Raw genomic sequence first — 13,672 nt, forward strand, 5'->3', positions numbered from 1 at the left:
AGCGGTTCGTTCAGGCACCGACGCTAGGCCGAAGGCATGAACGCGAATTGAACATCATCAACGCGCTACCGCCCGGAAAATTCCTTCAAATATTGGTTATTCGGCGAAAGGATGACGGTCGTCGGGCTTGCCGGTGAGCCGTCATCGCCGAGGAACGTGGTCTGGTACGACTGCATCGCGCGGTAGAAGTTGTAGAATTCCGGATCCTTGCCGAACGCTTCGGCATAGACCCGGGCAGCTTCGGCGTCGGCCTCGGCCCGGATGATCTGGGCGCTCTTGTTGCCTTCGGCGCGGATCGAGCGCGCCTCCTGCTGACGAGCGGTGATCATTCGGTTGTAGGCCGATTGCAGCGGCGTTCCGGTTGGAAGGTCGGCCTTCTTGATGCGGACATCGACGATCTCGACGCCATATTGGCGCGCGACGCGATTGAGGCCTTCGCGGATGTTGCCCATCACGCCCTCGCGCTCGGGGCTGAGGAGCGACGCGAACGGGCGCTTGCCGAGTTCGTTGCGAAGCTGCGAGCCGAGGATCGGCCGAAGCGCGCTCTCGACCCGGTCGACCGACCGCGCGGCGATGTACATGCGCAGCGGGTCGACAACGCGATAGCGGGCGAAGGCGTCGACCTCCAGCCGGCGCTGGTCGGTCGACAGCACCTGCTGCTTTTCCATGTCGACGTCGCGGACCCGCTTGTCGATCCAGACGAAGTTTTCCGCGAACGGGATTCGCCAGGTCAGGCCGGCGCCGTCATCGCCGAACTGCTCGCCCGGGGCGTAGCGGTTGACGATCCGGACCGGCTTGCCGAAGCGAACGACGATGCCCTGACGGGTCTCGGGGACGATGGCGAAGGTCGACAGCAGGGTGACCAGCAAAAGCAGACCCACGAACCCGGCCAGCATCGGGTGGCGGCGGACCAGCGCGATCATTGGCCCGGCTCCCGCACCGGCGCAGGCGTCCGCTTGTCGTTGAGCGGCAGATAGCTGTTGACACCGGGTGCCTCGACGATCGTCTTGTCGACCTTTCGCAACACCTGCTCCATCGTTTCATAGTACATGCGGCGCTTGGTCACCTGCGGCGCGAGCTTGTACTGCTCGTAGACCTTGTCGAACGCGGTCGCGTCACCCTGCGCCTTTTGGCGGAGCTGCAGCGCATAGGCGTTGGCGTTGTTGATATAGCTTTGCGCGTCCTGCTGCGCCGCCGTCACTTCCTTGAAGGCGTCGTTGACCGCGGCCGGCGGATCGGCCTGGCGGATCGAGACGCCCTGGATGGTGACGCCAGCCTTGTAGCTGTCGAGCGTCTGCTGCATTTCCTCGGCTACGCGGGACTCGATTTCGCCGCGCTGGTTGCCGATCGCGCCCTGAAGGGTGACGTTGGCGATGACCGCGCGCATCGAGCTTTCCGCGACTTGCTTGATGGTTTCGCCCGGCTCGACCAGCTCGAACAGATACTGCTCAGGATCGCGGATTTTCCAGCGGACGATGTAGGCGATGTCGATGATGTTCTGGTCGCCGGTCAGCATCAGCGTCTCTTCGGACGCGGAACCGAGCGGGATTTCTCGGTTCTCGTCGACGTCGATCTTGGTCACGCGGTCGATCGGCGACGGCAAGGTGAACCCGACGCCGGGACCTAGCGTATGGCTGTAACGGCCAAGGCGCGTGACGACACCGCGTTCGGCGGCGGCGATCGAATGGAAGGTCGTAAACAGCAGCCACATGGCGACGACGCCGAGTACGGCCCAGCCGACGAGCGAGCGGTCGGGCCGGATCGGCAGGCCGCTACCGCTTCCCCCACCGCCGCCACTTCCGCCGAACCGGCCGCGGCTGCGCTTCAGGAAATCGTCGAGCGATGTAACGGGACTGGACGATGCCGGTGTGCCGCGGCGCTTCCTCGGCTGATCGCCCCAAGGACCCTTGTTCTCGGGCGGTTCGTCACCGCCGCCATTGCCGGATGATCCGCCGCCGGTTCCACTGCTGGAACCCCACGGACCCTTGTTGTCGCTGAATAGGGCGCGGCCACGCGCTGCCCACCCCGTAAAAATCGTCATGAACCCCATAATAGGGTCGGTTTTGGCGAAAAACAGTGCCGCCGGTCGAAAAGGCGATTAAGCGCGCCGGCATGACGGAAATCCCCGACCCGCTGGCCCTGCTCGACGGGCATGCCGACGCCCCCCGGATCCGATCCCGCCGCCTCGTCAATGGCGTCGCAACACTCGTGGTCGAAGCTACTGGCCTCGATGCCGCGGGCCGCGCTGCGGTGGAGGAGCGGCTGCGTGGCGCATTGAACGCCGCCGGGATCGGCGAGGTGCGAATTGCGATGACCGCGTCGAAGCCGCAACGGCGGATCATCGCCGTCGGGTCGGGCAAGGGCGGGGTCGGCAAATCGACACTGACGGCTAATCTCGCGGTTGCCTTGGCGCGCGCCGGCAAGCGCGTCGGATTGATCGATGCGGATATCTACGGGCCGTCGCAGCCGACGCTGCTTAACGCCCATGGCAAGCCGCAGGCGGAGAAGGAGAAGCTGTTCCCGGTCGAGACGCCGTTCGGCGTTCGCCTTCTGTCGGTCGGCCAGCTCGTCTCGGCCGGCCAGGCCTTGGCGTGGCGCGGACCGATGGCGGCGGGCGCGCTGACCAAGTTGATCGAGGCCGACTGGGGCGATGCCGAGGTCATTCTGGTCGATCTGCCGCCCGGCACCGGGGACGTGCAGCTGTCGCTCATCCAGAAAGCGCGTCCCGACGGCGCCCTGATCGTGTCGACGCCGCAGGACCTGGCGCTGATCGATGCGGCTCGGGCCATCGACCTGTTCCGCAAGACCAGCGTCCCCGTGCTCGGCATTGTCGAGAATATGGCAGGCTACACCTGTCCGCATTGCGGCGAAGTCAGCGATCCGTTCGGATCCGGCGGCGCCGAGGCGAGCGCTGGGCGACTGAACGTGCCATTCCTGGGACGGTTGCCGCTGTCGGCCAGCCTGCGCGAATCTTCCGACGCCGGGACACCGCCTGCCGCCGGTGACGGCCCGGCGGCCGATGCCTTCCATGACCTTGCGCAGCGGATGATGGACGCGCTGGAGACTATTCGCCGCTGATGCATTCTAAGCGGCAAAGGAGACGAACGTCATGCCGCTGACCGCCGCCGAGGATATTGCCGACCTGCTCCAGACTGCCCGCACCATCGCGATGGTGGGAGCATCGGACCGGCCGGACCGCGCCAGCTATGGCGTGATGAAATTCCTTCAGGACCAGGGCTACCGCGTGATCCCGGTCAACCCGCGTATCACCGGCGAGCATGTCCACGGCGAATATATCTGGCGCGAGCTTGGCCAGATCGGTGAGCCCATCGACATCGTCGACATCTTCATGCGCAGAGAAACGGTCGGCCCGATCGTCGACGACGCGATCAAGGTCGGCGCGAAGGCGGTGTGGATGCAGCTGGGCGTCGTCAACCCCGAGGCTGCGGCAAGGGCGGAAGAGGCCGGCCTCAAGGTCGTCATGGACCATTGCCCGAAGATCGAGTTCGCCCGGCTCGGGTTGAAGCCGGTCGAGCAGGACGCCTAGGCCGACGCCACCGTCATTTCGGGGATCAGCACGGTCGGACTGTCGACCCCGCGGCGGAACTTGAGGTCGCTGCCAGGTTCAAGCGTCGCAAACATCGCCTTCAGGTTCGACGCGACGGTGATCTCCGCAACCGGCGGGCCGATCTCGCCATCGACGATCAGAAAGCCCGACGCTCCGCGCGAATAATCGCCGGTGACTCCGTTGACGCCCATGCCGATCAGCTCGGTGATAAGGACGCCGTGCTTGATCCCGGCAATCATCTCCTCGCGGCTGCGGCTACCGGCAGCGAGGTACAGGTTTGAGGGACCGGCCGACGGCGATCCCGACGCGCCGCGCACCGCATGGCCGGTGGGCTCGATGCCAAGTTGCCGTGCGGAAGCGCTGTCGGCCATCCAGGTCGTCAGCACCCCGTCGTCGATCAGGTCGAGCGGCCGTGTCGGCAGGCCTTCGCCGTCGAACCAGCGGCTGCGCAGGCCCCGAGGACGGAGCGGATCGTCGTGGATGCTGACACCCTTCGCGAAGACCTGCTGGCCGAGCGAATCCTGCAGGAAACTCGACTTTCGGGCGATCGACGCGCCGTTGATGGCACCGCCAAGATGGCCGAGCAGGCTGGTCGCAACGCGCGGGTCGAACAACACCGCCATCGTGCCCGGCTTCACCCGCGTCGGGTTGAGGCGGGCCACAGCCCGTTCGCCAGCGCGGCGTCCGATATCCTCCGGCGTCTCGAGATCGCTTTCGTGGCGGGCCGAGTGCCAGCCATAGTCGCGCTGCATGCCCGCGCCCTCGCCCGCGACGACGCTTGCACTGTTGCTGTAGCCGGTCGCCTTGCTCGATCCAGCGAACCCGTCGCTGGTCGCAATCGCCATGGTAGAGGCTGATGCCGAGGCGCTGCCGCCGTTGCTGTTGGTAACGCCCGCCACGCCGCGCGCGGCCGCTTCCGCCACGCGAGCCCGCTCGCGGAGCGCTTCGGACGAGGGGTCTTGCCCATCGTCGAGGTCGAGCGAGGGCGCGTCCCCGTTGGCCAGCAACTGCTTGGGCGCTAGGCCGGCATAAGGGTCTTCCGGCGCCTGAGCGGCCATCGCCAAAGCGCGTTCGACCATCGCCGAAAGCGCGTCGGCGGACATGTCGGACGAGCCGGTGCTGGCGCTCCGCTGCCCGACGAACAGGCGGAGTCCGATCTCCTCCCCTTCCGAGCGGTGTACGTCCTCCAGTTCGCCGAGGCGGACGCTGAGGCCGGTCGATCGTTCGCCGACATAGACCGCGTCGGCGGCGTCGGCACCGGCGCGGCGCGCCTGTTCGACCAGTTGGCAGACCTTGTCGCGGGCGGCGTCGGGCGAAAGCATCGGCGCGGCCTAGTCGGTCAAGCGGCGAGCGACAAGCCGACCGTCAGGAAACCGGCGAACAGCAGCAGCCCGGTGAAGCGGTTCGACCGGAACAGGCGAAGCGCCCCGGCACCGTCCGCCGGGTCAATCCGGACGACCTGCAACGCCAGATGAAGCGCGGCGGGGAGCAGCGCGATCAGCGCCAGCGCCTGCGGACGGACACTCCAGATCGCCGCCGCCCAGCCGGCGAGGGCTACGGCGTAGCAGATCGCCACGCCCAGTTTCGCCCGATCGCCGAGCGCACGGGCGCTCGACTTCACGCCAACCAGCGCGTCGTCCTCGATATCCTGGATGGCGTAGAGCGTGTCGTAGCCGATGACCCAGAAAATGCTGCCGGCCCACACTAGCGCTGGCGCCCAGTCCAGCGAACCGGTCACGGCGGGCCAGCCGACCAGCGCGCCCCACGAGAAGACGAGGCCAAGCCACGCCTGCGGCCACCAGGTGATGCGCTTCATGAAAGGATAGGCGGCGACCGGCGCAAGGCTGCCCAAGGCCACCAACTGCGCCGCCAGCGGCAATCGCAACAGGACCACCAGCCCGACCAGTGACAGCGCCACCGTCAGCGCCCACGCCGCACGTGTGGAAACTCGGCCCGACGCCAGCGGTCGCAACCGCGTGCGCTCGACCCGCTTGTCGAGATCGCGGTCGACGATGTCGTTGTAGACACATCCCGCCGACCGCATCGCGAAGGCGCCGAGCGCAAACCATGCGAACAGCGCCCAGCGGCCGTCCACCCCGGCGAGGGCGACGCTCCACGCGCAGGGCCAATACAGCAGCCATGTGCCGATCGGCCGGTCGAGCCGCATCAGCGAGGCATAGGGGCGCCAGCTGCGGGGAAGGATTCCGATCAGGCCTTGCCGCTCGCTATCGGGAACGATGTCGGTGGCAGCGCTCATCGCGGGCGGCCTAGCATCGCGGAGCGCCCTAGGCCATCGCCTCGGCGAGGATCGAATAGGATTTGAGCCGCGCTTCGCGGTCGAAGATCTGCGAGGTGATCATCAACTCGTCCGCGCCGGTGCGGGACACGAACGCATCGACCGCCGCACGAACCGAATCCCTCGTGCCGATCGCGGCCTGGCCCAGCACCGACTGGAGCATCGCCCGTTGTTCCATCGGCAGGCTGTCGAGGTAGCCAGCGACAGGCGGCTTGAGCTTGCCCGGCTGTCCGCTACGCAGCGCGACGAACGCCTGCGCCAGCGAGGTTGCCAGCAGTTCGCCTTCCTCGTCGCTGTCGGCCGCGAACACATTGTAGCCGAGCATGACGTAAGGTTCAGCCAGCCACCGCGAAGGCCGGAAGGTCGACCGGTAGACGTCCAGCGCCGGCATCAGCATCTGCGGCGCGAAGTGGGACGCGAAGGCATAAGGCAGCCCAAGCTGCGCGGCGAGTTCCGCGCCAAACGTGCTCGACCCCAGGATCCATACTGGAACGTCCAGCCCCGCCCCCGGTACCGCAATCACGCGCTGCCCGGGCCCGGCAGGCTGAAAGTAGTCGATCAGTTCGACGACATCACGCGGGAAGGCGTTGGGGTCGCTGTGAAGCGTTCGCCGCATCGCCATCGCGGCCGCCTGGTCCGTGCCCGGTGCCCGGCCGAGGCCAAGGTCGACCCGGCCGGGAAACAGCGATTCAAGCGTCCCGAACTGCTCTGCGACCTGCAGCGGCGAATGGTTGGGCAGCATGATGCCGCCCGCGCCGATGCGGATGGTCGAGGTGCCGGCCCCGACAAAGGCCAGCGCCACCGCCGTCGCCGCGCTGGCGATGCCGGGCATCGAATGATGCTCCGCCATCCAGAAGCGGCGATAGCCGAGCGCTTCCGCATGACGGGCCAGATCGAGCGAATGAAGCAGGGCATCGCGGGCTTCCGACCCTTCCGGAACGGGCGCGAGGTCGAGGACGGACAGGGCAACCATCGCCGGGATATGGGGCGCCATGGCGCGAATGCCAGCCGGTGGTTGCGCGCCGCGCCCTGCCGCGTAAAGCGTGGGCATGGCCATGTTGCTCGCCTTGGCGCTTGCCGCCCAACCCGCGCCTGCCCGGCCGCAGGAAGTGCTGTTCATCGGAAACAGCTTCACTTTCGGCGCGACCTCGGCGGTCCTCCGCTATCGCGCGAATACGGTCGATGATCGCAATGGCGATGGCATTGGCGGTGTGCCGGCCCTGTTCAAGCTGTTCGCCGACCAGCTGAACATACCGGTGATCGTCGCGCTGGAAACGTCGCCCGGGAAGTCGCTGCAGTGGCACTTCCAGAACAAACAGACCCAGATCGATGGCCTGTGGGACCAGGTCGTGCTCCAGGAATATTCGACGCTCGATCCGGAAAAGCCGGGCGACGTCGCGCGTTCGATCGACTTCGCCGGCCGGCTGGCGCGGCTGATTCGCGCACGAAGCCCCGACGCGAAAATCTCGATCACGTCGAACTGGACCCGGCCGGACCTCACCGTGCCCGCCGGACAGCCTTGGTCGGGCCAGCCGATGACGCGGATGGCGCTCGACCTCCGCAGGCAAATCGACCGGGTGGTGCGGTCCCATCCCCAGATCGGGAAGGTAAACCCCGTCGGCGAAGCCTTCAATTGCGCGATCGCCGCGGGGGTCGCCGATGCCAATCCGTACGACGGCATCGACGCCGGAAAGGTCGACCTGTGGGGGTATGACCATTACCACGCCGGGACGCCGGGCTATTACCTGTCCGCGCTCGTCATTTTCGCCGGAGTGACCGGCGCCGATCCGCGCCGGCTGGGCGATCGGGAGACGGCGGCCAACGACCTCGGCCTGAACCCGGCGGTTGCGACGAAGCTGCAGACCATCGCGTGGCAGATGGTCCACGGCGGCGGGTGCAAGCCGGAAGCGGTGCGATGATCGCAACCCCGGCGTGGCCGCCGCGAAGCCTGCAGCGGCTCTACCTATCGCCGCCGCTTGGCGAGGGCGTACTGGTCGCGCTCGACGGTGGGCAGGCCAATTATCTCGGCAATGTGCTGCGCATGAAAGAGGGTGACGAGCTGCTGCTGTTCGACGGCGTGTCGGGCGAATGGCTCGCGCGCGTCGCGGAGGCCGGAAAGAAGCGCATGGCGCTCGGCGTGGTTCGCCGAACCCGCCCTCAAGAGGCAACGCCGGACCTCACCCTCGCCTTTGCCCCGATCAAGAAAGGCCGCATTGAATATCTGATCGAAAAGGCGGTGGAGCTGGGCGTGTCGCGGCTCCAGCCGGTGGTCACCCGCCGCACGATCGTCGACAAGCTCAACCTCGACCGGATGCGCAGCCATATCGTCGAGGCGACGGAACAGTGCGGACGCACCGCGCTGGCCACCATCGCCGAGCCGGTGAAGCTGGACGCATTTCTGCGCACGCGCGATCCCGGGCAGGCGCTTTACTTCGCCGATGAAACCGGCGGCACGCCGGCCGTTGCCGCATTTCGTGCCGGCCCGGCGATCATCCTGGTCGGGCCCGAGGGCGGGTTCGCGCCGGAGGAGGCTGAAGCCATCCGCGCCGCGTCCGGCGCAACCGCGATCAGCCTTGGGCCGCGCATCCTGCGTGCGGAAACGGCGGCGCTGGCGGCCATCACGGCGTGGATGACGGCGGTCGGCGACTGGCGATAGTTTCGCTTTGCTACGAACCGCCGCCGGATTAGGGCGGCAGGGATGACGACGCGCACCGACCTTTCCGCCAGCCCGCCGATCGAAGGCCGCGATGACCTCCTGTCGGTCTTCTCGAAGGGCGAAAAGCCGCGCGAGAGTTGGCGCATCGGCACCGAACACGAAAAGTTCGTCTACCGCCTGAGCGATCATCGCTCCCCCTCTTACGAGGAGCCCGGCGGCATCCGCGACCTCCTGATGGGTCTGACCGAGTTCGGCTGGCGGCCGGTCGAAGAAAATGGCGTCGTCATTGCGCTTGCCGGGAACGACGGGACGATCAGCCTGGAGCCGGCGGGGCAACTCGAGCTGTCCGGCGCCCCGCTCCGCGATCTGCATCAGAGCTGCACCGAAAGCGGCCGGCACCTGGAACAGGTAAAGGCGATCGGCGATCGGCTCGGGCTGGGGTTCCTCGGCCTCGGCATGTGGCCCGACAAGGCCCGCAGCGACCTGCCGGTGATGCCGAAGGGGCGGTACGAGATCATGCGACGGCACATGCCGCGTGTCGGCAACCTGGGGCTCGACATGATGCTTCGGACCTGCACCATCCAGGTCAATCTCGACTATAGCTCGGAAGCCGACATGGTGAAGAAGTTCCGGGTCGGCCTGGCGCTCCAGCCCGTTGCGACCGCCTTGTTCGCCAATTCCCCGTTCACTGAAGGCAAGCCCAACGGTTTCAAGTCCTTCCGCAGCCACATCTGGGAAGACACCGACCCGCATCGCACGGGCATGCTGCCCTTCGTGTTCGAGGACGGCTTCGGCTACGAACGCTATTGCGACTATGCGCTCGACGTGCCGATGTATTTCGTCTTCCGCGACGGGAAATATATCGACGCCGCGGGCCTCAGCTTCCGCGATTTCCTCGACGGGAAGTTATCGGTGTTGCCCGGCGAAACGCCGACCATGGCCGACTGGACCGACCATCTGTCGACCGCCTTTCCCGAGGTGCGGCTGAAAAGCTTCCTCGAAATGCGCGGCGCCGACGGCGGCCGCTGGGGCCGGATCTGCGCGCTTCCGGCGTTGTGGGTCGGGCTGCTTTATTCCGGCACCGCGCTCGACGCGGCGTGGGACCTCGTCAGGCATTGGTCGATCGAGGAGCGCGAGGCGCTTCGCCATGCGGTTCCGCGCCAGGCGCTCGATTCCCCGGTTCCGGGAGGCGGGACAGTCCGCGACCTTGCTGCGCGCGTGCTGGACATTGCCGCGGCGGGCCTGACCGAACGCGCGGAACTCAACGCCGCGGGCGACAATGAGGGCGGCTTTCTCGATCCGCTGCGCGAAGTGGTGGCGAGCGGCAAGACCTTCGCCGACCGCATGCTCGACCGTTATCACGGCGACTGGAAGGGCGACGTCCGCCACATTTACGAGGAATATAGCTTCTGATCGAGGTCCGACGGGCGGGCAGCGGCGCCGCCCTGCCCGTCGGTTATCCAGCCTGTCGGTCGGTGGGAAGACGGACAGGTTGGACCTCGAACTCGGCCAAGTCCAAGAACTTAGCCGAAATGCGGTACCCAGCTTTCGCAAGCCACCGGTAGTCGACGACTCGGCACGCCGTTAACTCACGATTTAATTGACCCTATTTAACCATCTTTCGCAAGGTCAGTTTCGACGAGCGACTGGACGCCGCACCGTGTCGTTGACGCTTTCCCATGGGCGGGCATTTGTGCCAAGCAGCGCGGCCATGACCGAACGACGCACCCTTTATCCCGACTTCCAGCCATACGACACCGGCATGCTGGACGTCGGCGACGGCCACTCGCTCTACTGGGAGCGGAGCGGCACGCCGGGCGCCAAGCCTGTCGTCTTCCTGCACGGCGGCCCCGGCGGCGGATCGAGTCCGCAGCACCGCCGTCAGTTCGATCCGGCGCGCTACGACATTCTGGTGTTCGACCAGCGCGGCGCGGGTAGGTCGACTCCGCATGCCGACCTGAACGCCAACACGACCTGGCACCTGGTCGAGGACATCGAGAAGCTTCGCGCCATGTGCGGCGTCGACCGATGGATGGTGTTCGGCGGAAGTTGGGGATCGACCCTGTCGCTCGCTTATGCCGAGGCCTATCCGGAGCGCGTTACCGAACTGGTGCTTCGCGGCGTCTTCCTGTTCCGCCAGCGCGAGGTCGATTGGCTCTACAAGCACGGCGGCGCGTCCGAAATCTACCCCGAAGGTTGGGACGAATTCGCGTCGCTGATCCCGGCCGACGAGCAGGACGACATGGTCGAGGCTTACCGCCGCCGGCTGACCGGCGACGATGCCGCCGTCCGCCTTGCGGCCGCCAAGGCATGGAGCAAGTGGGAGGGGCTGACCGTCACGCTGCTACCGGATCCGGGCACCATCGAACATTTCACCAGCGACGACGTCGCCATCGCCATCGCGCGGATCGAGAATCATTACATGGCGACCAACGGCTGGCTTGAGGAAGGCCAGCTGCTGGCCAACGCCCACAAGCTGAAGGGCATCCCGTGCGTCATCGTCCAGGGCCGCCACGACAGCTGTACCCCGCCGTCGGCGGCGTGGGACCTCACGAAGGTCTATCCGGAGGCCGAGCTTCAGATCGTCGACGACGGCGGCCATCTGTTCAGCGAGCCGGGCATTCTCGACGGGCTGGTCCGCGCCACCGACCGCTTCGCGGACTCACGCGTCGGGCAGCGACTGGTCAGCGACGCACCAGCCGCTTAGCAGCTTCGATCCCGCCCGTTCGAGCAACTCGTCCGCGTCGCGGATGGAGTAGAGATTGGCGGCCTTAAGCTTTTCGAGTTCGCTCCAGTCGATCGGCGCCGCCACCGGCGCGCCTTCGCGGACACGCGCCGAATAGGGCATCACCGCCGTCGCCCCGCGCTGGTTGCGCAGCCAGTCGAGGAAGATCCGTCCCTTCCGCTGGGCCTTGCGGATGTTGGCGGTAAACATGTCCGGCTCGGCCTCGGCAATGGCGCGGCTGAACCTTTCGGCGAAGCTTTTGACCGCCGGCCATTCGGCCTTGCCATCAAGCGGGGCGATGACGTGGATACCCTTGCCGCCGGTCAGCATCGGGAAGGTGACGAGGCCGAGGTCGGCGAGCAGCGCGCGCAACCGAAGCGCGGCCACCTTCACCTTGTCGAAGCCAAGTCCCTCGTCGGGATCGAGATCGAACACCAGCCGGTCGGGACGCTCCAGCGGATCGACCCGGCTTCCCCAGCCGTGGAATTCGATCGTCCCCATCTGAACGCAGGCGAGGATTCCCTTGGCGTCCTTGACGTAGAGATAGTCCGCTACCTCGCCATCGCTCTCCTTGACCGGCACATGATGGACGTCGTCGCCCATCGACCCGCTGTCATGCTTCTGAAAGAAGCAGTGCTTGGCGCGGCCCTGCGGACAGCGGATCAGGCTGATCGGGCGGTTGGCGGTCGTGACCAGCATCGGCGCCTGCACCGCGGCATAATAGTCGGCGAGCTGGCCCTTGGTGAGGTCGTCGCCGGGGAAGATGACCCGGTCGGGATTGCTGATCCTGATGCCGACCGTTTCCGCCATTGCCGCCGCCTTCTTCGACGAGCGCCTTGCCCTGGGCAGGTGCTCGGCCTTTTCGCGGACCACATCCTTGGCCGGCTTGTCGTCGCGCAACGCGATGAAACTGGGATGACGGAGGACGCCCTCGTCCGTGAATTCGGTGAAGGCGACCTCACCCACCAGCCGAGGTTTTATCCAATGCGAGCAGCGACGGGCGGTTCGCGGCACGTCGAGAACCGGTTCGTCGACCGACAGCGGCCGCATTCGTTCGGACAAATCCTCGATCAACGCCGCATTGAACCCGGTGCCGACCTTCCCCGCGTAGGTCAGCTTCCGCCCTTCACGCACCGCGAGGTGCAGGGAACGGAAGCCGCGGCGCTTGTCGCTCGCCTGCCAACCGACGATCACGAATTCCTGTCGCTGGATGCATTTGACCTTCAGCCAATTCCGGGCGCGTTCGCCGCGGTAGGTCGCGCTCGCCTTCTTGGCGATGATCCCCTCCCCGCCCTCCTTGCAGATGGCGTCGAACAGCGCCTCGCCCTTCGTGAGGACATGGTCGCCGTAAAGGATCGGTGCCTTCGCGGTCTTCAGCAGCGCGGCCAGCCGTTCCTTGCGTTCCAGGTTGGACAGCTTGGTAATGTCCTCGCCCCGGTCGACCAACAGGTCGAAGGCGTAGAAGGCGAGATCGGCGTCGCCGCCCTTGAGAGTCGATTGCAGCAACTGGAAGTTCGGCTTGCCGTCCTTGCCGAGCGCGACCGCTTCGCCATCGATCAGGCACCCCGCGGGAAGGTCGGCAGCCGCCTTCGCGATCGACCGGAACTTGTCCGTCCAGTCCTTGCCGTTACGGGTCCACGCCGTCGCCGCGCCGTCGCCGGTCGCGATTAACAGCCGGTATCCGTCATACTTATATTCGAACAGCCAATCGGACCCTGTGGGAACCGCGTCCACAAGCGTTGCCAACTGGGGCTTCCGGAACGCCGGCGGCTTGGTCCCCGCCTTGCGCTTGGTGGCGCCGCCCTTCTTGCCCCCGCGGTTGCTTTTCCAGACATCGGCACCGGCGGCAATTTCCGCCATCGAGCGACCGGTGGTGACGCTGGTCACGCATTGTTCGACCAAGGCATCGCCTTCGTCCGGACGCGCGTCGTCGTCCGTCACCTTCTTCAGCATCCAAGCTTCGCCCTTTTCGCCGGGCTTGCCCTTCAGCCGGAACATGACCCAGTCGCCATGCATGCGCTCCCCTTCGAGCGCGAAGTGCAAATGGCCCTCCTCGATCGTTTTGCGCGGGTCTTTCCCGGGTTCCGGAATCCAGCGGCCACGGTCCCACAGCATGACCGTGCCGCCGCCATATTCGCCCTGCGGGATCGTTCCTTCGAACTCCGCATAGTCGAGCGGATGGTCCTCGGTCCGCATCGCCAGCCGGTTGGTGCCGGGGTCGAGGCTGGGACCCTTGGGTACGGCCCAGCTTTTCAGGACACCGTCCATCTCCAGCCGGAAGTCCCAGTGCAGCCGCGACGCGTCGTGCTTCTGGACGACGAAGCTGTCGCCCTTCCCCTTGATCTTTCGACCCTTGGGCTCGGCCGTCCGCTTGAAGTCGCGCTTCTTGTTGTAGGTTGCGATGTCGAGCGGGACCTTGCGCGCCAT

Annotated in this window: 12 protein-coding genes; 6 read left to right on the forward strand and 6 right to left on the reverse strand. The window is 66.4% G+C overall.

The window, feature by feature from the left end:
• Positions 1 to 65: 65 nt before the first annotated feature.
• A complete protein-coding gene (gene hflC, locus H9L12_RS09235; protein WP_187541495.1) occupies positions 66 to 923 on the reverse strand; it encodes a protease modulator HflC in 858 nt (285 codons plus the stop codon).
• Complete coding sequence (gene hflK / locus H9L12_RS09240) at positions 920 to 2,041, reverse strand: FtsH protease activity modulator HflK (RefSeq protein WP_246450325.1); 1,122 nt, start codon at positions 2,039 to 2,041, stop codon at positions 920 to 922. The genes hflC and hflK overlap by 4 nt, the downstream gene beginning before the upstream one ends.
• A gap of 71 nt (positions 2,042 to 2,112) precedes the next feature.
• Here hflK and H9L12_RS09245 point away from each other — a divergent pair, with 71 nt between their 5' ends.
• The gene (locus H9L12_RS09245; RefSeq protein WP_187543239.1) at positions 2,113 to 3,078 is read left to right on the forward strand and encodes an Mrp/NBP35 family ATP-binding protein; all 966 of its coding nucleotides are present in this window, start codon (positions 2,113 to 2,115) and stop codon (positions 3,076 to 3,078) included.
• Positions 3,079 to 3,109: 31 nt separating this feature from the next.
• Positions 3,110 to 3,547 (forward strand): CoA-binding protein, encoded by a 438-nt coding sequence (locus H9L12_RS09250; RefSeq protein WP_187541497.1) that lies wholly within the window; start codon positions 3,110 to 3,112, stop codon positions 3,545 to 3,547.
• Here the strand turns inward: H9L12_RS09250 and H9L12_RS09255 are convergent.
• The 3 genes from H9L12_RS09255 to H9L12_RS09265 are packed head-to-tail and all read right to left on the reverse strand — an operon-like array spanning position 3,544 to position 6,837.
• Positions 3,544 to 4,890: a TldD/PmbA family protein gene (locus H9L12_RS09255; RefSeq protein ID WP_187541498.1), complete on the reverse strand. Its 1,347-nt coding sequence runs from the start codon at positions 4,888 to 4,890 to the stop codon at positions 3,544 to 3,546. The two genes, H9L12_RS09250 and H9L12_RS09255, sit on opposite strands and share 4 nt — an antisense overlap.
• Positions 4,891 to 4,907: 17 nt before the next feature.
• Positions 4,908 to 5,825 carry a 4-hydroxybenzoate octaprenyltransferase gene (ubiA, locus tag H9L12_RS09260; RefSeq protein ID WP_187541499.1) on the reverse strand — a complete coding sequence of 306 codons (918 nt, stop codon included), beginning with the start codon at positions 5,823 to 5,825 and terminating at the stop codon, positions 4,908 to 4,910.
• 28 nt (positions 5,826 to 5,853) lie between these two features.
• On the reverse strand, positions 5,854 to 6,837 hold the full coding sequence (locus H9L12_RS09265; RefSeq protein WP_187543240.1) for an LLM class flavin-dependent oxidoreductase: 984 nt from the start codon (positions 6,835 to 6,837) through the stop codon (positions 5,854 to 5,856).
• A 76-nt stretch (positions 6,838 to 6,913) separates the two neighbouring features.
• Between H9L12_RS09265 and H9L12_RS09270 the strand changes: the two genes are divergently transcribed.
• The 4 genes from H9L12_RS09270 (at position 6,914) to pip (ending at position 11,227) form a co-directional block, all read left to right on the forward strand.
• Entirely contained in the window at positions 6,914 to 7,783 is an 870-nt protein-coding gene (locus H9L12_RS09270; RefSeq protein ID WP_187541500.1) for a PEP-CTERM sorting domain-containing protein, read from the forward strand.
• Positions 7,780 to 8,520, forward strand: a complete 741-nt coding sequence (locus H9L12_RS09275) for a 16S rRNA (uracil(1498)-N(3))-methyltransferase (RefSeq protein ID WP_187541501.1) — start codon at positions 7,780 to 7,782, stop codon at positions 8,518 to 8,520. Before H9L12_RS09270 ends, H9L12_RS09275 begins: the two co-directional genes overlap by 4 nt.
• A 42-nt stretch (positions 8,521 to 8,562) precedes the next feature.
• The gene (locus H9L12_RS09280) at positions 8,563 to 9,933 is read left to right on the forward strand and encodes a glutamate--cysteine ligase (RefSeq protein ID WP_187541502.1); all 1,371 of its coding nucleotides are present in this window, start codon (positions 8,563 to 8,565) and stop codon (positions 9,931 to 9,933) included.
• A 298-nt stretch (positions 9,934 to 10,231) separates the two neighbouring features.
• Entirely contained in the window at positions 10,232 to 11,227 is a 996-nt protein-coding gene (pip, locus tag H9L12_RS09285) for a prolyl aminopeptidase (protein WP_187541503.1), read from the forward strand.
• Here pip and ligD read toward each other — a convergent pair.
• On the reverse strand, positions 11,183 to 13,672 hold the full coding sequence (ligD, locus tag H9L12_RS09290; protein WP_187541504.1) for a DNA ligase D: 2,490 nt from the start codon (positions 13,670 to 13,672) through the stop codon (positions 11,183 to 11,185). The genes pip and ligD overlap by 45 nt on opposite strands.

The sequence above is a fragment of the Sphingomonas rhizophila genome, from assembly GCF_014396585.1.
Taxonomy (GTDB): domain Bacteria; phylum Pseudomonadota; class Alphaproteobacteria; order Sphingomonadales; family Sphingomonadaceae; genus Sphingomicrobium; species Sphingomicrobium rhizophilum.

What these genes read in the sequence shown, in the direction of transcription:
- H9L12_RS09270 (WP_187541500.1), top strand. Translation starts at nt 6,914, where the DNA reads ATGGCCATGTTGCTCGCCTTGGCGCTTGCCGCCCAACCCGCGCCTGCC.
- H9L12_RS09275 (WP_187541501.1), top strand. Translation starts at nt 7,780, where the DNA reads ATGATCGCAACCCCGGCGTGGCCGCCGCGAAGCCTGCAGCGGCTCTAC.
- H9L12_RS09280 (WP_187541502.1), top strand. Translation starts at nt 8,563, where the DNA reads ATGACGACGCGCACCGACCTTTCCGCCAGCCCGCCGATCGAAGGCCGC.
- H9L12_RS09250 (WP_187541497.1), top strand. Translation starts at nt 3,110, where the DNA reads ATGCCGCTGACCGCCGCCGAGGATATTGCCGACCTGCTCCAGACTGCC.
- ligD (WP_187541504.1), bottom strand. Translation starts at nt 13,672, where the DNA reads ATGGCGCGCAAGGTCCCGCTCGACATCGCAACCTACAACAAGAAGCGC.
- hflK (WP_246450325.1), bottom strand. Translation starts at nt 2,041, where the DNA reads ATGACGATTTTTACGGGGTGGGCAGCGCGTGGCCGCGCCCTATTCAGC.
- hflC (WP_187541495.1), bottom strand. Translation starts at nt 923, where the DNA reads ATGATCGCGCTGGTCCGCCGCCACCCGATGCTGGCCGGGTTCGTGGGT.
- pip (WP_187541503.1), top strand. Translation starts at nt 10,232, where the DNA reads ATGACCGAACGACGCACCCTTTATCCCGACTTCCAGCCATACGACACC.
- H9L12_RS09255 (WP_187541498.1), bottom strand. Translation starts at nt 4,890, where the DNA reads ATGCTTTCGCCCGACGCCGCCCGCGACAAGGTCTGCCAACTGGTCGAA.
- H9L12_RS09245 (WP_187543239.1), top strand. Translation starts at nt 2,113, where the DNA reads ATGACGGAAATCCCCGACCCGCTGGCCCTGCTCGACGGGCATGCCGAC.
- H9L12_RS09265 (WP_187543240.1), bottom strand. Translation starts at nt 6,837, where the DNA reads ATGGTTGCCCTGTCCGTCCTCGACCTCGCGCCCGTTCCGGAAGGGTCG.
- ubiA (WP_187541499.1), bottom strand. Translation starts at nt 5,825, where the DNA reads ATGAGCGCTGCCACCGACATCGTTCCCGATAGCGAGCGGCAAGGCCTG.